The sequence below is a fragment of the Microscilla marina ATCC 23134 genome, assembly GCF_000169175.1.
Lineage (GTDB): Bacteria > Bacteroidota > Bacteroidia > Cytophagales > Microscillaceae > Microscilla > Microscilla marina.
On record NZ_AAWS01000003.1, the window covers coordinates 107,885 to 129,762 of the forward strand.

Sequence of the window (21,878 nt, forward strand, 5' to 3'; positions counted from 1 at the left end):
GCATTTCTTAGTATTCAATGCTCCGCAGTGATTTTAGTCAAAGTTGTTTGCTGTTTAACTTCGTTGAGCTCGCCAAAGGCTCGGTTATCAGTCATTTATGAATTTAAAAACTATTTAATTGGGTGTTTAGGTATAAAACCGAAACACTTTTAAAAATAAAGCGAGTATACAATCTTAATATAAAATACTGGTTTACAGCATTTAACAAGGTGAACATTTACTCGAATCAGCTATGGACTATTGAGTATTAAAAAAGTATAATTTCAGGCACAACGTAGGTGCTTTTTTGTTTTTCAATAGTCATACTGGTACTATTTTAAACATGACCATTTTTAGTAGAATTACTGTATATGAAGAACCTTTGTAGAGTATGGATGATGATCATAGGTTCTTGTGCTTTTCTTCAGGCACAATCCTGCCTTCAAGGTATCAAGTTTTCCAACCTCACCTCTCGTCAGGGCTTGTCACAAAACTCGGTTACCTGTGTTTTACAGGATAAAAAAGGATTGCTTTGGTTTGGTACTACTGATGGTCTGAATAAGTTTGATGGCTATAGTTTTACCAAGTACACTTCTGAACCTGGCAACTCCCAAACGCTCATATCTAATTATGTATCTTGTTTGTATCAAGACCGTGCGGGTCATTTGTGGGTAGGTTTGTACGGTGGTGGGATAAATCGTATGAATCCTGCTACTGGACAAATAACAGCAAGCTATCATCATTATAAAAATAAACCTGGCAGCTTGACAGGCAACAAAGTAAAAGACATTTATGAAGATAAAGAAGGGTTGATATGGGTGGCAACTTATGGGGGAGGCGTTGGGTTTATACATCCTGTAACTCAAAAATTTACTAGGGTACGTTATCGTAAGGCGGGCATTGATGTTGAAACAAACTTTTCTTTTTGTATTTTAAACGATCAGGATAAGGGGCTTTGGGTGGGATCTAATGTGGGACTACTGTATTTAGACTTAAAAACAAAACAGTTTACTGGGTTTTATCACATAAACCATCCAGGGTTTAGCCAAAGAATGGCGGAATCAGTGAAAACAGGGATAAATCAGATTGTGAGAGATAAAAAACAACGCCATATTTTGTGGTTGTGTACCCATAATTCTGGTTTGGTAAAGTTTAATACCCAAACCCACAAAGCAGAAGAATGGTTGATGCATGATCCTGCCAATCCTTTATCGGTCAATAGTAACTCGGTGTGGAGCTTTTATCAGGATAGCGCAGGTAACTCATGGGTAGGTTCACGCAAGGGGTTTCACTGGTTCAATCCTAAAACCCAAAATTTTGCCCGGTTTTTACACGATGCTCAAAATAAGCAAAGCATTACAGGTAACGATATTCAACAAATTTTTGAAGATAAAGCAGGAACTGTTTGGTTGTGTACTTACGATGGAGGCATTAGTTCGTTTAACCCCCACTTGAACAATTTTGATCACTATACTGCTTTTGGAGATAAGAATAGCCGTTGGGTGAATGCGTTGTGTGAAGATGTTCAGGGAAATATTTATGCTGGTTTGGGCAAAGGTCCTCATGCTATGGCGATCATCAACCGTAAAAAACGTCACATTAGTTTGCTAAAACACGACCCAGCCAATGCGACTACCATTGCCAGTAAAATAGTAAGCCGATTGTTGCCCGATGTAAGCGGTAAAGGAATATGGGTGGGTACTATAGGGCAAGGGTTAGATTATTATGATATTGCTTCGGGCGAGTTTACTCATTATGGTTATGAACCATTAGACACCACTGATTTACGTTCGCCCCATATAGGTGCTTTGTATCAAGATAAAGCCCAACCTAATATTTTGTGGGTAGGTACGCTTGGCATGGGTTTGTATCGTTTTGATATTAAAAACAAAGTGTCTAAGGTATACATGAAAACTCTAAGATACAAAGGTTCCAAATTGTCTCATAATACCATCATTGATATTGCCAAAGATTACAAAGGCAACCTTTGGCTGGCTACCCGTGAAGGGCTCAATTGTTTTGACCCTAGAAAAGAAGTATTCACTAGTTATTTTTACTCTTTCAAAAACCCTAAAAGCTTAAGCAACAATTATGTAAGCTCGCTGTGTGTCGATGCACAAGGTGTGCTCTGGGTAGGTACACATCAGGGGCTCAACCGTTTAGACTTACGCGCATTTTACAAAGATGGAAAAGCATCTTTTGATCGTTATACTACCCAAAGTGGCTTGCCCAATGAAGTGATTCATCAAATTATAGAAGACAACCAAAAGCGTTTGTGGGTGAGTACCAACCAAGGTTTGAGTTGTTTGAACCCTGAAACAAACCAGTGGAAAAATTATGACGCCAACAACGGTTTGCAGAGCAACGAGTTTTTGGCCAAGAGTGGTGTCAAAACCCGCGAAGGAGCCATTTTAATGGGGGGAATCAATGGGTTCAACTTGTTTTATCCCGACAAGGTAGTACATAACACTTACAAACCTCAAGTGTTAATTACCGATTTTCAAATATTTAATCAGCCCGTACCAGTCACCAAAGAGGGGATATTGACGCGCCCCATTTGGGCAACCGATACTGTAGAACTATCTTACAAAGACAAGGTGATTTCGTTTGAGTTTGCTGCTTTGAACTATATTTTGCCCGAAAAAAACACTTACCATATCAAACTCGAAAACTTTGATGCTGACTGGCGTAACCTTGGCACCAAGCGTTTTGAGACTTATACCAACCTGGCGCCAGGCACCTATGTGCTTAAGGTAAAAGCTGCCAACAATGATGGAGTGTTGAGCGATAAAGAAACCCGGTTGGTGGTGAAAGTACGCCCACCTTTTTGGCAAACTACTACTTTTTATGTACTGATGGTAGTATTACTCATTGCGCTGGTGTTGGGTATTGTCAGGTGGCGTACACACAACCTGAAAAAACAAAAAAAAGTACTGGAGCACAAGGTAACAGAGCGTACCAAAGAGATAAAAATGCAGGCAGAAGAGTTGCAAACCCAAACTGAAGAAATAAAGGCTCAAGCAGAGGAGTTACGTAAAATTAATGAGCAACTGCTCGAACTCGACGAGTTTAAACAAGGGGTAACCGGAATGATAGTACACGATCTGAAAAACCCTCTCAATACTTTGATGGCTTATGCCAAGTCGCCCGAAATAAAACAGTCGGCAAGGCAGATGCACCACATGGTACTGAATATACTTGATGTGCAAAAAATGGAATCGGCCGAACTGAATCCTCATTGGGATGCAGTGCAACTGTATGAGATGATAGAAGAGGCAATTGAACAGATACAAGTACTCAGCTCACAAAAAAACCTGTATATTCAGCGGTTTCGCGACATAGACTACCAAGTAAGGGTAGATAGAGACCTTACTACAAGGGTGTTGGTAAACTTGCTCACCAATGCCATTAAGCACGCCCCACTTAACTCAAGCATTGTTATAGAAGTCAATCAATCGGCAGATCACCAGATAAAAATAAGTATTACTGATGAAGGCGAAGGAGTGCCCCCTGAGTTGCAGCAAACCATATTTGATAAGTTCTTCAGCTTATCCAACCATCATATATCTAACATTAAGTCTACTGGGTTGGGGCTTGCCTTTTGCAAACTTGCCCTGGAAACCCAACAACAAACTATAGGGGTTACCAATCATCCGTCTAAAGGTGCTCAGTTTTGGTTCACCCTTTCGTTGGTAGATAAAGTAATGCTTACCGACCAATTGTTAACAGAACAAACCCAGCAAAAACTCTTACTATCTGCTACCGACAAACAACTTTTGCAACCTTTTGTGAGTGATCTCCAAGCCATTGAAATATGTGAAATAGGACGGCTAAAAAAACTTGCAGATGGTATTCCGCACGAAGGTAGTTCTGAAATACAACAGTGGAAAGATTTATTGATGGAGGCCACTTTTAGTATGAACCAATACTTGTTTGACGAGTTGGTAGGTATGATAGATTGAATAATTGTGGAGTCGATGTTACAATTTATTCAGAGAGTTTATATCTTGCTTTTTATTATAAATATAGCATTTAATAATACAAGCAATGTTTGCATACATTTCAGGAAAACTCGCCCATAAAGAACCCACCTTTGCCGTGATAGATGTGCACGGAGTAGGCTATCAGATCAACATATCGCTCAATACCTATACAGCCTTGCCTATAAGTGGCGATTGCAAACTACATACTTGGTTGCAAGTGCGTGAAGATGCCCAAAACCTGTACGGATTTACTGAGTTAGCCGAAAAAAAACTGTTTTTATTACTCATTAGTGTGTCGGGCATAGGTGCTAATACTGCCTTGGTCATGCTCTCGTCTATGTCGGTGAGTGAAATACAAACTGCCATTGCGTCTGAAGATGTAAAGGCAATTAAAAGTATCAAAGGCATCGGGCTCAAAACTGCCCAACGTGTAATACTAGAGCTCAAAGACAAAGTTCAAAAAGAAGTAGGCAGTATAGCCGTTACTCCTGCTACCCAGCAGTCTGCCGTGAAAGACGAAGCAGTTATGGCGCTCATTACTTTGGGCTATGCCAAAAACGTGGCGGAGAAAAATGTGGCAAAAATTTTTAAGACAAAAGGCAATGATGTAAAAGTAGAAGATGTGATCAAAGAGGCACTTAAGATGTAGAGAGTAGACACTACAGGCTCTATAGTGAGCCTGACACTTCGTAACTTTAGGCATATCCTAGGAGTGAAACTTTAGCTTCCGAAAAAAATTACCCGAAAAACCCTGTAAATTTCTCCATTTTTATATTGGGCATCCAGTATAAAAGCCGTAGGCTTGCCAAAAGGTCAGGCAATGGTCTGTATATGCAAGAAAAAACTAACTAACAAACATTGGAGTTGCTAGACATTGGGTCGGTAGTTATTGGCTGGTTGCTACAAAAAAACTATCAACTATTGACTGTGGACTTCCATCTATCGATTTTATAAACCGCTAAAAATCAGCGCCCTATAAAATCGGTAAGTTGCTTGTAGAGCAGCGTCAAACTTGAAGCTTGTCGCTAAAAGCTTGAGGCTGTAGAAGCTATCGACTATAAACTATTTATAACATCTAAAAAACAAGCGCCTTGTTGTCGTTGAAATATATTATACCCGTTGGATTATCCGCCTGGTTTATTACCTGGTGGGGACAAGGATTACAGCATACCTCTCACCAATACAAAGTCAAACACCCTGCTGGAAAGTATGCATCTATACCCGACAGTGTGTGGCAGCAAATGAAAGTTGCCTACCAGAGGTCGCGTAGTGATACTGATAGTACTAAAACTAAAAAACCTGAACCTTATAATAGGTTTAAACCACCCGTATTTGTGCCCAAAGACCGCTACGGCGATCCTATTATTAGCAATGGCCACAAGTCAAGGTTGATTTATGGAGCACCCTCTAACCTAAAAACTACGATTAAGCTGTTGCCCGATAGTGCCGGAAACCGTTTTGTAGTAGACGAAAACCTGGGTAAAACCTCTTACCGCCCGCCCACGGTGCTTACCACCGACGAGATAAGCAGAATTCAGGAAGACCGAGAGCGCCAAAAGTACTGGAAAGATGTAGCCTTTGGTGAAAAAAATAGCAGTACACTGGGCAGTAAAAAAAATCAAGTATTGATCCCCCCCATTAAAACCCCACTTGGGTTGATCAAATTTACCACTACTGGTTTTTTGAATCTTGATTTCGGAGTACGTTCGCAAAGGGTTAGAAACCCAACGTTGCCTATACGCCAACAGCGTAATACTAACTTTAATTTTGACCCTCACCTTAACATTAGCCTGACCGGACAGGTGGGTGACCGTTTGAAAATATCATTGACTCAAGACACCAAGTCCAGTTTTCAGTTTCAAAACAACTTCAAGGTAGAATATACCCCACAAGAAGAAGACATTATTCAAAAACTTGACTTTGGTAATGTAAGCTTTCCGCTTAAAAGTACTTTGATTCCAGGCGCCCAAAACCTGTTTGGTCTTACTACAACTCTTCGCTTTGGTAAATTGTTTGTGAGAGGAGTATATTCTAACCAAAGGGCTCAGGCAGATCAGATCGTTTTGCAAGGAGGAGCCCAACGCCGTAACTTTGAAATACGTGCTGATAAATACGAAGAAAATCGCCATTTTTTCCTGTCACATTTTTTCAGAAATCAATACGAAACCTGGTTGAGTGGTTTGCCAGTGATTACCTCTGGGCTAAATATTACCAGGGTAGAGGTATACGTGACCAACCGTACCAACAATACCCAAACTTTGCGAAATATTGTAGGTTTAATTGACCTTGGCGAAAACAGCCGGATTAAAAATACCTCGGTAGTAAACCCTGTGGGTACCAACCTTGCAGCTAATAATGGCGCCAATGATTTGTTTGGTAAAGTAAGCGCTATTACTAATGCCGATGCTGCCACCCAACAGTTGGAAACTACTTTAGGTTTTAAGAGCAACGAAGACTTTGTGTTGTTGCGTGGTTCGCGCAAGCTCAGCGACAATGAGTATACCATACACCCACAGTTGGGCTATGTGAGCTTGAATGCTCCCCTAAAGAACGATGAAATTCTTGCGGTGTCGTTTGAGTATACTTACAACGGACAAAGCTACAAGGTAGGGGAGTTAAGCGAAGACTATCAGGACAGGGGCGACGATGAGGTTATTTACCTTAAAATGTTGCGTCCTTCGTCTATTCAGGTAGATTTGCCTACCTGGGACCTGATGATGAAAAATATTTATTCTTTAGATGCCACCCAAATAGCCCAAGAAAACTTTCAGTTACGCATTATTTATAAAGATGACCTCACAGGTATAGACAACCCAAGTTTGCAGGAAGGGATTCGTACAAAAGATATTCCCTTGTTACAGGTCATGAATCTTGATAACCTGAACCAGCAAAATGACCCGCAAAAAGATGGAAACTTTGACTACGTCAGCGGCATTACCATTGATCCTGAAAAGGGAAAAATAATTTTTCCGGTGTTGGAGCCTTTCGGTAGTAGTAACCTGGTGCGGGGCCCACGTGCCAATGGGTTTAACCCCAATGGTTGGTTTGACCCAGTAACTGAGATAGGCTTGGTAAACAAATATGTGTTTGATGAGTTGTACCGAACTACGCAGGCAGATGCACTACAGGCAGCCAATAAAAACAAGTTTTTCCTTACGGGAGGGTTTGAGGCAAGTTCGTCGAGCGATGTAACTTTACCTGGTATCAACATTGCCGAAGGGTCGGTAAGGGTAACCGCCGGAAACACACCTTTGGCCGAGGGTACCGACTATACCGTAGACTATGCCAGTGGACGGGTAACTATTATCAATGAAGCAATTTTGAATTCAGGCAAGGAGATTAAGATTGATTACGAAAAGGCTGATTTGTTTAATTTTCAAACCCGTCGTTTATTTGGAACCCGACTAGATTACCACATCAACAAAGATTTTATCATTGGGGCAACTGTGCTCAACCTGAGAGAGCGCCCGGTGATTACCCGAACCAATATTGGCGAAGAGCCCATTAACAACACCATTTGGGGGTTTGACATTAACTATAAGTCAGATTCACGCTTTTTGACTCGTTTGGTAGATAAAATTCCACTCATTCAGACTAAAGAAAAATCTACTATAGATTTTAACGCAGAGTTTGCCCAGCTTCGTCCGGGAGCTTCACCTATCAGTGGGCAAAAGTCTTATATAGATGATTTTGAAGGAACCCGTACTGCCTTTAATCTGGTACGTAGTGCACATACCAGCTGGAGCTTGGGCTCTACTCCTCAACTGATTCCACAGGGTACTGCTGCTAACCGTTTGGAGTATACTTACCGCCGAGCAAAAATGGCTTGGTACAACATAGATGGTAGTGTGTTTTATAACAGTGTAGGCAGTGGCAATAAACCCGACAATATTAGTGAAGAAGACATGGATAACCACTTTGTGCGGGCAATTACTCCACAAGAGATATTCAGAGGACAAGACAACCTGGTAGTAAACACCAACGAAGTGATTTTTGATGTCGCTTATTTTCCATCAGAGCGCGGACCTTATAACTATAACCCTGACCTGGACGCCAATGGTTTGTTGAAAAATCCAGCCAATAGTTTTGGTGCAATTACCCACGCTATTAGAACCGATATTGACTTTGACAATGCCAACGTAGAGTACCTAGAGTTTTGGATGATGAGCCCTTATATTGATGGAGCGAAAGGGGTGGTACGCGATGGAAAGGTAAATCAAAATTTTACTGGGTCGGGTGAGTTATACATTAACCTGGGGAGTGTGTCGGAAGATGTAATGAAAGACGGCAGACACGCTTTTGAAAATGGTTTGGCGGTAGAGGGTACCAGCAGTGCCAACTCTGACGAAACCGCCTGGGGTTTTGTAACCAAGCAGCAATATTTGACCAACGCCTTTGACAATGCTGCCCGGGGACAGCAAGACATTGGGTTGGATGGTCTGAAGAGTGTAGGAGGAAACCAGGAGCAAGAGTTTTTCCAATCATATATTAACACAATGAGAGGCATTGTAACCAATCCTGATGCATTTCAAGTCTTAGACAATGACCCTTCAGCAGATGATTTTAGACACTATCTAAGCCCCGACTATGATGGGGTAGATGCCAAAGTGCTTGAGCGTTATAAAAATTTCAATGGTTTAGAAAACAACTCTTCTACTGCTACTATTGCTGGTAATATTAGTACCTCATCTACCAATGATCCTGATAATGAGGATTTGAACGAAGATAATACTATTTCTGACCTTGAGGCATATTATCAATACAAAATTTCTATCCGTAAGGAAGACATGGTAGTGGGTAAAAACTATATTGTAGACAAAGTAGAGGGCAATGGAGATAAGTCAACCGGGTCTAGTTGGTACTTATTTCGTATTCCTATCCGTGAGTTCGACAGCAAGGTGGGCAATATTCAAGGCTTTAAATCTATTCGCTTTTTGCGAATGTTTATGACCAAGTTTCAAAACCCGGTCGTGTTGCGTTTTGCCCGTTATCAGTTGGTGGCCAATCAGTGGAGGCGTTACCTTGAAGATTTGTCGGACAAAACACTGGGGCAACCTATAGAACCTTACGATGCGAACTTTACGGTAGCCACCATCAACATAGAAGAAAACAGCCAGGCAAGTGCCAATGTTACCCCTTATGTATTGCCTCCAGGGGTTATTCGTGACCAGGACAGGACTACTCAAAACAATCGTTTGTTTAATGAGCAATCGTTGTTGATGAGTGTAGAAGGGTTGAAGAACAAAGACGCCAGGGCAGTGTTTAAAAATGTAAATATGGATTTTATCAACTACAAAAGAGTCCGTATGTTTATTCACGCCGAAGCCCCTGAAGGTACTACTACCCGATCTGGTCAGGTGACCGCATTTATTCGTTTAGGTACTGATTTTACCGAAAATTATTATGAGATTGAGGTGCCCCTAAAACTAACTCCTTTGGGTACCGATGCTTCATTGATCGATACTATTTGGCCTGCTTTGAACAATATAGACGTACCTTTTGAGGAACTGTACAGAACCAAGCTAGAGCGCAATCAAAACCTGTCTAATGTGACCATTCCTTACCCCAGACAATACGATAAATACACGATATCGGTAGTGGGTAATCCGGATATGAGCGCTATCCAAACTGTAATGATGGGAGTACGTAATCCTGACCAGGGAGTGACGGACGACAAACAAGCCAAAAGCGTGACTGTATGGATGAACGAACTACGGGTAGCAGAGTTTGACCAAACAGCAGGCTGGGCAGCATTGGCAAGGCTTCAGATGAAACTCGCCGATTTTGCTCAAATCACCGCATCGGGCAAATATTCTACTTTTGGTTTTGGTAACATCAATCAAAAAATATCGGAGAGAGCACGAGAGCGTACTTTTGAGTATGACATTTCGGCAAATGTAGCACTTGACAAATTTATTCCTGAAAAGGTAGGGCTTAAAATACCTATGTTTGTGAGCTATGAACGGAGCAATATCTCGCCCCAGTTCAATCCGCTAGACCCTGATGTGCCCTTGTCGGCATATTTGCAGAGTTTGCCTAGCGACGATGCCCGAAAAGATTATCGAAAACTGGTAGAAGACAATACCGAACGCAAGAGTATTAACTTTACGAATGTACGCAAGATAAAAACGAACCCAAAAGCCAAAAACAATTTTTGGGACATAGAAAACCTATCGGCAACCTGGGCAGTAAGCGAAGAAACCCGTAGTAATATCAATATTCAATCTTACTTGATTCAAAACCAAAAATGGTCGTTGGCGTATAACTTCCAAAACAAAGCGAAGCCTTGGGAACCTTTCAAAAAAGCGAGGGCTTTTAAATCTCCCTGGCTTGCCTTGATCCGTGATTTTAACCTCAACTTTTTACCTACAAGTATTACCGTAAGAGGAGACCTGGACAGAAGCTTTAGGCGTACCCAATTGCGCAACTCAGACCTGACCATTCAGGGCATTGATCCTACGTTTGAAAAACTGTTTACTTTCAATCGTTTGTACAATGTGAGTTGGAACTTGAGCCGTAATTTGTTGTTGAACTACAACGCTACTGCCAACGCATTGATTGATGAACCCTTTGGTGATTTGAATACCGACGAGAAACGCGACTCGGTGTTGAACAATATTCAGCGCCTGGGACGGATGAAAAACTTTACCCAAACCATTAGCGCCAACTATAAACTACCTTTAGATAAAATTCCGCTAACTGCCTGGATTACTGCCACGGCAAACTATAGTGCAGGGTATAACTGGACAGCGGGCTCGTTGCGGGTGGTAGACTCTTTGGGTAATACCATCCGAAACACCAGGCAAAGAGGGTTAAATACCAACTTTAATTTTAGAAACCTTTATCGGAAAGTAAAGTTACTGAAAAGGGTCGATGGACCTGCAAGACGTACCAAAAAGCCTAAAAACTACGCAAGCCTTCCACCAGCCCAAAAGAAAAGAGTAGACAGTATTGCCCGTGCTGAGTCACGTTTGAATGTGCTCAGGGCATTTATGCGTCCTTTGTTATCTTTGCGTACCGTGAGCGTAAAGTATACCTTGCAGGAAGAAACCCAAGTAGCGGGTTTTATGCCTAGCCCTAGCTTTTTTGGGTTAGACAGTAGTTTTGCGGCTCCCGGTTGGGACTTTATCTTAGGTGGGCAAAGCTCAGAGATTAAAGCTACCTCGGTAGAAAATAATTGGCTTGCTACAGGTAATTCGCTGAATACCCCGTTTTCGCAACGTTTGCAGGAAAACCTCAGTATCAGAGCGTTAATAGAGCCTTTCAATGGGTTAAAGATTCAACTGGAAGCCCGTAAAACCCGTTCGGCAGGCTACCAGGAACTATTCCGAAATGTAGGCGATCCTGATAACCCCGTGTTTGAAAGTCAAACCCCTGTATTGCAAGGAAGCTATCGCATTTCATACCTTTCGTTTCATACTGCTTTTAGCGCTGATAAGGGTGACAATGAATCGGCTATTTTTCAGTCTTTTACCAATCACAGAACCATTATTCAAAATCGTTTGCGGCGTTTGAACAGCAGTGGGGGAGGAGAGTACACCCCAAACTCGCAAGATGTATTGATTCCGGCATTTTTATCAGCGTATTCGGGCACATCGCCTGACAACATTAATTTGTCAGCTTTTCCGGCAATTCCGTTGCCCAACTGGCAAGTGACTTATTCGGGTTTGTCTAAAATAGAACCTTTCAAGTCGTTGTTGTCAAGTTTTACCTTGCGTCATAGCTATAGCTCCTCTTATAATGTAAATTCTTATACCAGTTCGTTGAACTATGGCAGCCAGTTTTTAGATATTCGCAACAGTGTATCTGACTATATTGCACCTACCGAGGTGAACGAAAACGGGGAGTATGTACCTGTATTTGTGATTCAATCGGTGACCTTACAAGAAAAGTTTGCTCCAGTAATAGGTGTAAATGTTCGTACCAATGGCAACTTAAGCGTGCGGATAGACTACAACCGTAACCGATCGCTTACCTTGAACATGAACAACCGTCAAGTAACCGAAATCAACAACAAAGATTTTGTGGTAGGGATTGGTTATAATAAGAAAGGGTTACGCTTGCCGTTCAAGTCGGGAGGGGAGTTTATTGTACTTAAAAATGACCTGAACCTAAGGCTTGATTTTACCATTCGTGATACCAAAACAGTACAGCGTAAACTAGACGATGTTCCAACCATTACAGGAGGAAACATCAACTTTCAGTTAAAGCCAGTGATTAGTTATATGGTCAACTCAAAGTTAAACTTTCAGTTTTACTTCGAACGTAATATCAACACCCCACGAATTTCGAGTTCGTTCCCACGCAGTACTACCAATGTGGGTTTTCAGTTGAGGTATAACCTGGCGCAGTAGTATTTGGAAAGCGACAAGCCATAAGCAACAAGCTGCCCATATAAAGCAAAAAGCCTGTTTCTAGTGGTGGCAAGCGATAAGTCATGAGCAACAAGCCACAAGTAGCCATTATAAAGCAAAAAGCCTGTTTCTATATAATACTAGAAACAGGCTTTTACTTGTGGCTCATCGCTCAAAACTTGCCACTAAATCAGTTATCCATCACTTTCAACACCAGTTTGCCCAGTTTTTCACCACTGAACAAACGCAAAAAGGTTTCTCTAAAATTCTCGATACCTTCGTGTACATCTTCTCGGCTTTTGAGCTTGCCTTGCGCCATCCAGGTGCCCATTTCCATGGCCGCCTTTTGGTAGTCTTTGACATAATCCAAAATAATAAATCCTTGCATAGTGCCTCGGTTTACCAATAACGACAAATAGTTTTTAGGTCCTGCAATACCTTCGGTGCTGTTGTATTGCGAGATAGCCCCACATAACGGAACACGCCCATGCATACGCAAATTGGCAAGAGCCGCATCCAAAATATCACCACCTACATTATCAAAGTACACATCTACTCCTTTAGGACATTCGCGTTTGATGGCAGCCTGAATATCCTCATTCTTGTAGTCGATAGCCCCGTCAAAACCAAGCTCATCTTTTAAGTAAGCGCATTTTTCGGCACCTCCCGCAATGCCTACTACTTTACAGCCCTTGATTTTTGCAATCTGTCCGGCAATGCTACCTACCGCACCAGCTGCACCCGAAATGAGCACAGTTTCGCCTTCCTTGATTTTACCCACTTCGAGAATACCAAAGTAAGCGGTCATACCGGGCATACCTAAAGTACCAATGTAAGTAGGCAACGACACCAAATTAGGGTCTACCTTAAACCAACCTTTGGCGTCAGTAGCTGCATATTGCTGCACGCCACCCCAACCCGAAAGATAGTCGCCCACCTGAAAGTCAGGATGTTTAGACTCTACTACTTCGCCTACCGATCCGGCACGCATTACCTCGCCAATGCCCACAGGAGGCAAATAAGACTTGGAGTCGTTCATCCAGCCGCGCATAGCTGGGTCAAGCGAAATATAGTGTTGTTTTACTACTACTTCGCCATCTTTTGCGGCAGGAATATCAGCTTTTACTGTTTCCCAGGTAGACTCATCTGGTAAACCCACCGGGCGTTGTTTTAGTATTACTTGTTTGTTCATTGTTTTGGGTGTTTTAGTTATTGTTTATTATGTATGAATAGTTGGTAGCTTCTACAGCCTCAAGTCTATTGTCGATTTTATATATCGTTGATTATTAATGGTTTATGAAATCGGTAGATACTAGTTTACTACTGCTTCCTTAATTACCGCGCCTTAAAAAAAATAAGTGAGTGAGCCCTCTGTAACAGATGAAAGTTAACGGCTAAAAGCTTTGTCAAGGAACCGAACGTAGTGAAACAGCATTGAAATTCTAACAAATAGGCTATCTACAGTTTCGCACACAAATAAGAAGCTTCATTGATGGCTTTTTTAGCATCCAGTTCGGCAGCTACATTTGCCCCACCAATCAAATGAACACTCAATCCTTTTGCCTTAAGCTCTTCGTACATATCGCGTAGAGGCTCTTGTCCGGCACATACCACCACATGGTCTACCGCAAGCACCTCAGGGTTGCCATCGCGCACAATGTGGAATCCTGCATCATCTACCTTTTGGTATTCTACATTCCCCATCATTTTTACCTCCTTCATTTTCAGGCTGCTACGGTGAATCCACCCTGTGGTTTTTCCTAAGTTTTTGCCGTGTTTGCCAGTAGAGCGTTTGAGTAAATAAATTTCACGGGGCGACGGGGCAGGTTCGGCAGCAGTAAGCGCCCCACCTTTGCTATACTCCATGTCTACTCCCCACTCTTTCATATAGTTGGCAGTATGGAGGCTTGGCGACTCATGCTCTGGCTGGTGCGCCAAAAATTCCGCCATATCAAAACCAATTCCACCGGCACCAATAATGGCTACCTTGTTGCCTACAGGCTTGTTTTTATACAATACATCTGCATAACTCAATACCTTGGCGTGGTGGGCACCTTCAAAGTTGACCTGGCGTGGAGTAACTCCAGTAGCAATGATGATCTCGTCATAATTACCCGCTACCAATTCATCAAGCATTATCCGGTGGTTGAGATGTACATTTACCCCGTATTTTTTGAGCATTACATCATAATAGCGAATGGTTTCGCCGTACTCTTCTTTGCCCGGAATCACCTTGGCCATATTAAACTGTCCACCAATTTCGCCTTCAGCCTCAAACAAATCTACTGTATGCCCACGTTCGCCCAATACGGTAGCACTGGCAAGCCCTGCAGGGCCGGCACCTACTACTGCCACCTTTTTCTTTTGCTCGGCAGGGGTGTAATTAAGCTCGGTTTCGTGACAAGCCCTGGGGTTTACCAAGCAAGAGGTAAGCTTGCCCTGAAAAGTGTGGTCAAGACAGGCTTGATTACAGGCAATACAAGTATTGATTTCGTTAGACTTATTGTCCATTGCCTTTTGTACAAAAAACGCATCGGCAAGAAATGGGCGAGCCATAGATACCATATCAGCGCAACCCTCTTGCAACACTTGCTCAGCTATTTCGGGAGTGTTTATGCGGTTGGTGGCAATCAAAGGAATGTTTACTTCGCCCATCATACGCTTGGTTACCCAAGCAAAACCACCGCGTGGCACTACAGTACCAATGGTAGGAATACGCGCCTCGTGCCAGCCAATGCCTGTATTGATAATAGTAGCCCCCGACTTTTCTATTTCTTTGGCAAGAGTTACCACTTCGTCCCAGGTACTGCCATCCTCTACCAGGTCGAGCATAGACAAACGATAAATGATGATAAAATCAGGTCCTACTTTTTCACGTACCCTTCTTACAATTTCAGTTGGAAACTTGATGCGATTTTCATAAGCACCTCCCCATTCATCTTCGCGTTTGTTGGTTTTTTTTGCAATAAACTGGTTAATCAAATAACCCTCCGAGCCCATCACCTCTACTCCGTCGTAGCCTGCTTCTTGTGCCAGGGCGGCACAATTAACAAAAGCCGCAATTTGTTTTTCTATGCCAGCTGCGTCCAGTTCTTTGGGAGGAAAAGGCGCAATAGGTGCTTTCAGAGGTGAAGGTGCCACTGCCATTGGGTGATAAGCGTAGCGTCCAGTGTGCAAAATTTGCATACATATTTTACCTCCCTCTTGGTGTACTGCTTGGGTAATGAGCTGATGTTTTGCCACCTCTTTGGGTTCGTCAAGCTTGGCAGCTCCTGGGGCTACCGAGCCCTCAACATTAGGAGCAATCCCACCTGTAACAATCAACCCTACCTGTCCCCTGGCACGTTCGGCATAATAAGCTGCTGCGCGTTCAAATCCATTAGGAGCTTCTTCGAGCATAGTGTGCATCGAGCCCATCAATACCCGGTTTTTTAAGGTAGTAAAACCCAAGTCAAGTGGTGAAAGTAATTTGTTGTACATAATCTTTTTTATACTTTTTTAATCATTGGTTTTGTAGTGATATTTCTTTGCCTGGTAACTTGAGCAACGCTGAATGCTTTTTTTGCCCCAGTTCCTTGGCTAGTACTTAGTCAAGGTTATATTTAGGGATAACTGCGGCGAATAATTTTGTCATTCTTTGTTGCAAAAAAACTTGCGTAGCTACAGCTATGCGCGTTTTTTGCGCCTCGCCTGACTGCATTATTCATCCACATTCTATCCCCAATCCAAGCATTGACTAAGCACTAGTTTTACTGAACGCTCAGTATGCAAAAACTTATACAGCCAGTCAAAAGACCTAAACCAGTCAACATAGTTAAAAGTTTAAGAACTTTTTTATTATATTTGCAAATGTGATATTTTACCCTGCCATCTGCCAAGGCATTAACTGCCCAAATGCCGCATAGTACGTTCAAAAGCCTTGGTCAGAAACTCCTTGTTTTTGTGTACCTGCATCAAAATCAACGAACCCTCAATATCAGCAATGATCTGATGTGCCAGTTGTTGTGCCTTGTTGGGTTGGTATTCGTTCTCTAAAATGTATACAAAAGCCCGTTCCCAATCTACAAAGAACACTTTTGTAAATTCGGCAAAAGCTTCTTCTATGTGGGTGATTTCCAGTGCAGTATTGGCAAAAATACAACCCTGACAGTCTTTAGAAAACACCCGGTTCGACGCCTCAATCATTTGCTGCATACGGTCGTGAGCGGGCACTTGGTCTTGGTAAGCAATAGAGAAAACCTTGGCTTTGAAGTAACTATAAGATGCCTTGAGCACCTCTTGCATAATGGCTTCTTTGTTTTTGAAATGATGATAAAACACCCCCTTAGTCAATCCATTAGCCTTGGCAAGCTGATCGAGCGTGGTGCGGTAATACCCTTGTTTGCGGAAAACCTGGGTACAAATAGCAATAATTTCCTCTTTAGTGGTTTTTTTTATCGGCATTTACTGAACGTTTAGTATGTAAAAGTATATGGAAAGGCTGAGATTTTCAAATATTTTATAGAAGAAAAAAATAAGGAGGCAAAATATTGTGTGGGCAAAGGCAGGGGCAAGTGAAGCAGTAGAGCAAACTATTTCCGCCCTTTGATATGGTACCTTACAATGTCTTCAACCTTCCCGTGTTCACTCAATACCCGTCGCATGCGCTTTTCCGATACCCCCGTTCGGTTGGGGTGGTAATAATCATATTTTACGTCTTTAAGCTTGAGCTTATGGGCAGTAGACAAACCTGGATATACATTGTTCATAAACCATTCGAAAGCTTCGGCTACATTCTTAAAATCGTGCGTCATTGGGCGTTTGTTTTTGCTTGTGAATATAAAGCATTTTAACCTTAAATAGTGATAGGTCATGAGCTATAAACTACAAGTAGAGGCACTTGTTTTTTTGGCTTGAATTGTTTTGAGAATCAGGTAAGTGCTTTGTATCGAAAATCTGGTTTTTGAGTCTTCTTTGAATGCTTATTGTAGACAATTCAAAATATTACCTCCCGCGAAGGTCTTACCGCAGGGTGACCTGAGCACTGTTCACCCGAACGTTTGTAAACGACTTATGAAGGTTTCAAACCTTTCTAAAATCCCCCTTGTAGGGGCGTACCTTTTACCTCCCGCGAAGGTCTTACCGCAGGGTGACCTGAGCACTGCTCACCCGAACGTTTGTAAACGACTTATGAAGGTTTTAAATCTTCTTTGAATGCTTATTGTAGACAATTCAAAATATTACCTCTTGCGAAGGTCTTACCGCAGGGTGACCTGAGCACTGCTCACCCGAATGTTTGTAAACGACTCATGAAAGTTTTAAATCTTCTTTGAATGCTTATTGTAGACAATTCAAAATATTACCTCTTGCGAAGGTCTTACCGCAGGGTGACCTGAGCACTGCTCACCCGAATGTTTGTAAACGACTCATGAAAGTTTTAAATCTTCTTTGAATGCTTATTGTAGACAATTCAAAATATTACCTCCTGACAGGTTGGTCGCTGGTTTTAACAAAACAAATTCACCTTAAACCTCCACCCCCGCGAAGGTCTTACCGCAGGGTGACCTGAGCACTGCTCACCCGAACGTTTGTAAACGACTTATGAAGGTTTTAAATCTTCCTTGAATGCTTATTGTAGACAATTCAAAATATTACCTCTTGCGAAGGTCTTACCGTAGGGTGACCTGAGCACTGCTCACCCGAATGTTTGTAAACAACTTATGAAAGTTTTAAATCTTCTTTGAATGTTTATTGTAGTCAATTCAAACTATTTCCTCCTGACAGGTTGGTCGCTGGTTTTAACAAAACAAATTCACCTTAAACCTCCACCCCCGCGAAGGTCTTACCGCAGGGTGACCTGAGCACTGCTCACCCGAACGTTTGTAAACGACTTATGAAAGTTTTAAATCTTCTTTGAATGCTTATTGTAGACAATTCAAAATATTACCTCCTGACAGGTTGGTCGCTGGTTTTAACAAAACAAATTCACCTTAAACCTCCACCTCCGCGAAGGTCTTACCGCAGGGTGACCTGAGCACTGCTCACCCGAATGTTTAAACGACTTATGAAGGTTTTAAATCTTCGTTGAATGCTTATTGTAGACAATTCAAAATATTACCTCTTGCGAAGGTCTTACCGCAGGGTGACCTGAGCACTGCTCACCTGAATGTTTGTAAACGACTTATGAAGGTTTTAAATCTTCTTTGAATGCTTATTGTAGATAATTCAAAATATTACCTCCTGACAGGTTGGTCGCTGGTTTTAACAAAACAAATTCACCACCCCCGCGAAGGTCTTACCGCAGGGTGACCTGAGCACTGCTCACCCGAACGTTTGTAAACGACTTATGAAAGTTTTAAATCTTCTTTGAATGCTTATTGTAGACAATTCAAAATATTACCTCTTGCGAAGGTCTTACCGCAGGGTGACCTGAGCACTGCTCACCCGAACGTTTGTAAACGACTTATGAAAGTTTTAAATCTTCCTTGAATGCTTATTGTAGACAATTCAAAATATTACCTCTTGCGAAGGTCTTACCGCAGGGTGACCTGAGCACTGCTCACCTGAATGTTTGTAAACGACTTATGAAGGTTTTAAATCTTCTTTGAATGCTTATTGTAGACAATTCAAAATATTACCTCCTGCGAAGGTCTTACCGCAGGGTGACCTGAGCACTGCTCACCCGAACGTTTGTAAACGACTCATGAAAGTTTTAAATCTTCTTTGAATGCTTATTGTAGATAATTCAAAGAAAAAAGCCCTAATATGGGTCAGGGCTTTGGTATTTTATATTGATTTTTGTTCCATCCTACCCAATATTTCTACGTTGTTGAGCGCGTATTGCATTTGTTGAATATTTGCCTGTAGAAAAGTTTTTACTTGAGTGTATTCTTGGTTTTCGAACAGTTCTAGCGAAGCGTTGGCGTCAAGTGCTACTGCCTCCAAGTGAGCGTATATACTTTGGGCAAAAATGTTGATCATAGATTGAGGAATGGTAACGTTTTGTACCTCTGAGTTTAAATTAACATCTTGCATATGTAGAATAATTTATATTTTGCAAAAAGCCCTTGAGGAGAACCTGCAAGTTTACACCTCTTGGGCTTACTTTCACTGTGAAAGTATAAATATAAGAAAATAGCCCGCCTTTTACAAAGAAGAAATAGTTTAATTTACTGAAAATCAATGCTTTATATGGTGAGTCCACTAGTCACATACTCGTAATTACAGGGCTTTCTTATAAAAAATGAGAAACCTCTGTGAAGTTTGCAAAGTACGAAGTTTCGATCGGGTGTGGAGACACTGCCCGAGGCGGAGAGGTTATTTTTTTTGTTTGAATTGTCTTCGCAAACCTGCTAGGTTTTGCTTTAATTGGTTCTACTACAAAAAAACACCAGTACCTAAGCACTGGTGTTTGAAATCAGACTTGGCTATTTTTTAAACCTAGCCAGTAGCCTGAGCGATTTGCCTGGTTGCTTACTCAACAATTTTCGCATAGGACAACTTTTATCCTGGTAAGGGCAAGTGTAATTGGCAGGTACAAACCCCACTAATGAGCGCTTTACGCGCTTTGGGATGAGCCCGACAGGTACCCCCTAAGTGAAAGGTTCTGCCCCAGCCAGTGATATAAATCTCGTGGTTGATGAGGTATTCCATAAAACCTTGTCGCCAGATGTCGTTTTGTACCTGTTCGCGTCGGTCTCTGCGTTCATCTTCCACAAACTCACCGTATACAGCAATTGGAATGAGTTCAACCCCATTTTCTTCTGCTTCTTTATTTCCCGATTCAACATTATTATACAATTGATTTAACTCAATTTGTGCGTCCTCGCTCAACTGGTTCCACCAATCTTCGGTTTCCCTTGTTTCGGCATCGTTCAGGTGAGCATTCATGTTTGATGGGATTTTGATCATAGAATAAAATTAGTATTGGGCAAAATTGCATGATTGTATACGTGAATTGGCAAGAACAGAGCGATGTCATTTAGAGGTATTTCTCTTCTAGCGTGGTCATAGAATCCTGGCAGGTTTGGAGCTGGTTTTAAGGTTTCTAGTACAATGGGGATTAAGTAAATAATGAATTAATTTGGATGGATTTTGTTCTCTAACGAATCGTGAAAATGGCGGATAGTTCGCTTTCTGAATTCCGATGCATATCGGAACCTTAGCTATCTAACTTTTTGGCGATGAAGTAAGAGGGCAAAAGTCGCTGAATAAATCATTAGGAATTTAGTTCCCGTTGTACTAGTCTTCTTTGAATGCTTATCGTAGCAAATTCACCTCAAACCTCCACCCCCGCGAAGGTTTTACCTCAGGGTGACCTGAGCAATGGTCGCTAGAACCTTGTCGGGGCTTAAGACTATACAATTGATTGAGCTCAATTTGGGTTTTGTTGCTCAACTGGTTCCACCAATCTTCGGTTTCCTTTATTTCGGCGAGCCTGCATGTTTAGAGGGATTTTGATCATAGAATAAAGTTAGTATACATGTAAAAGTATGCTTGTAAAATGGGGAATCAAATTGCTTAGGATATTTTTTTCAAAAAAAATAAAGCCTTGAAAAGTGTGTTTTTATTGGCTACAATCAAAAATATGAAAAAAAATAGTCGATGGAGGGAATAAAAAACACACATCGGTGTCTAATGGGTGTATTTGAACAAAACAACCATTTAAAATTAAAGAACAATGAAAACAACTGTTGTAAATATTACTCGCTTAGGTGTATTATCACTGTTAATGGTACTATTGGTAAATGCGGCTTCTTATGCCCAGCGTGGACGTCGAGGCAACAACCTGACGGCTGAGCAACGCGCTGAAAAAGCCGCCAAACGTTTGACCAAAAAACTAGGGTTAAATGCTGACCAAACTACCCAGGTGCAGGCAGCTAACCTAAAAATGCAAACTGCCAAAGACGCAGCAAGAACTACCCGCGATCGTGCGGCAATGAAAAGTGCCAGCGAAGCTTATCGGGCGGAGTTAAAAACGATTTTAACCAGTGAGCAATACTCGAAGTTTGAGCAAATGAAGAAAAGAAAAAAACGCAAGGGTAGACGTGGCTAAAGTTGATTAGCAATGAGTTATACTGTTGTTGAAAAATAGTATTTAAAAAAGTGAAAAATAAATGAGCTTAGACTAATCCTTTTTACAAAAGCATCGTCTAAGCTCTCACATCCTGGCAGATCAGGACAAAAACTTTTTATACTTTAAAAGACAATATATATTTTTAATGCTTTACAATTATGAAAGCAACCATTGCCAACATTACTCGCTTAGGTGTATCATCATTGTTGATGGTACTATTGGTAAACACAGTTTCTTACGCCCAGCGTAACAAGCAGCTAACTGCTGAGCAGCGTACTAAAAAAGCCGTACAGCTTATGACTAAAAGTTTGGGTTTAAGTGTGGCACAGATCGCCAAAGTAGAAGAAGCAAATCTGACTTTTCAGCGTGCCCGCGAAGTGGCTAAAACCCACCAAGACCAAACCGCAGTAAGAGCAGCCCGAAAAGCTTACCATGCAGAGTTAAAAACGATTTTAACCCGCAATCAGTATAAGAAATTTAGGCAAACACAAAGAAATTAAATTATTG

Annotated in this window: 11 protein-coding genes; 5 read left to right on the top strand and 6 right to left on the bottom strand. The window is 41.7% G+C overall.

The window, feature by feature from the left end; genetic code table 11:
- Positions 1-350 precede the first annotated feature (350 nt).
- From M23134_RS03110 to sov, 3 genes are all read left to right on the top strand, one after another.
- A complete protein-coding gene (locus M23134_RS03110; protein ID WP_045112912.1) occupies positions 351-3,941 on the top strand; it encodes a ligand-binding sensor domain-containing protein in 3,591 nt (1,196 codons plus the stop codon).
- Positions 3,942-4,026: 85 nt separating this feature from the next.
- Positions 4,027-4,611, top strand: coding sequence for a Holliday junction branch migration protein RuvA (gene ruvA, locus M23134_RS03115; protein ID WP_002693871.1), 585 nt, complete (start codon positions 4,027-4,029; stop codon positions 4,609-4,611).
- A gap of 442 nt (positions 4,612-5,053) precedes the next feature.
- Positions 5,054-12,316, top strand: coding sequence for a T9SS outer membrane translocon Sov/SprA (gene sov, locus M23134_RS03120; RefSeq protein ID WP_002693872.1), 7,263 nt, complete (start codon positions 5,054-5,056; stop codon positions 12,314-12,316).
- 190 nt (positions 12,317-12,506) lie between these two features.
- On the opposite strand, the gene M23134_RS03125 is transcribed toward sov, so the two are convergent.
- The 6 genes from M23134_RS03125 to M23134_RS03150 all read right to left on the bottom strand — a co-directional run bounded on the left by M23134_RS03125 (position 12,507) and on the right by M23134_RS03150 (position 20,206).
- A complete protein-coding gene (locus M23134_RS03125; RefSeq protein WP_002693874.1) occupies positions 12,507-13,508 on the bottom strand; it encodes an NADP-dependent oxidoreductase in 1,002 nt (333 codons plus the stop codon).
- A 266-nt stretch (positions 13,509-13,774) separates the two neighbouring features.
- Positions 13,775-15,796, bottom strand: a complete 2,022-nt coding sequence (locus tag M23134_RS03130) for an NADPH-dependent 2,4-dienoyl-CoA reductase (RefSeq protein WP_002693875.1) — start codon at positions 15,794-15,796, stop codon at positions 13,775-13,777.
- Positions 15,797-16,198: 402 nt separating this feature from the next.
- The gene (locus tag M23134_RS03135; protein WP_002693877.1) at positions 16,199-16,759 is read right to left on the bottom strand and encodes a TetR/AcrR family transcriptional regulator; all 561 of its coding nucleotides are present in this window, start codon (positions 16,757-16,759) and stop codon (positions 16,199-16,201) included.
- 128 nt (positions 16,760-16,887) lie between these two features.
- On the bottom strand, positions 16,888-17,109 hold the full coding sequence (locus M23134_RS03140; protein WP_002693878.1) for a hypothetical protein: 222 nt from the start codon (positions 17,107-17,109) through the stop codon (positions 16,888-16,890).
- 1,972 nt (positions 17,110-19,081) lie between these two features.
- Entirely contained in the window at positions 19,082-19,330 is a 249-nt protein-coding gene (locus tag M23134_RS03145) for a hypothetical protein (protein ID WP_002693880.1), read from the bottom strand.
- A gap of 468 nt (positions 19,331-19,798) precedes the next feature.
- Positions 19,799-20,206 (bottom strand): hypothetical protein, encoded by a 408-nt coding sequence (locus tag M23134_RS03150; protein WP_157558309.1) that lies wholly within the window; start codon positions 20,204-20,206, stop codon positions 19,799-19,801.
- Positions 20,207-20,975: 769 nt separating this feature from the next.
- On the opposite strand from M23134_RS03150, the gene M23134_RS03155 reads away from it, so the two are divergent.
- Positions 20,976-21,350 carry a hypothetical protein gene (locus M23134_RS03155; protein WP_045112913.1) on the top strand — a complete coding sequence of 125 codons (375 nt, stop codon included), beginning with the start codon at positions 20,976-20,978 and terminating at the stop codon, positions 21,348-21,350.
- A 179-nt stretch (positions 21,351-21,529) separates the two neighbouring features.
- Positions 21,530-21,871, top strand: a complete 342-nt coding sequence (locus M23134_RS03160) for a hypothetical protein (RefSeq protein ID WP_002693883.1) — start codon at positions 21,530-21,532, stop codon at positions 21,869-21,871.
- Positions 21,872-21,878: the final 7 nt, after the last annotated feature.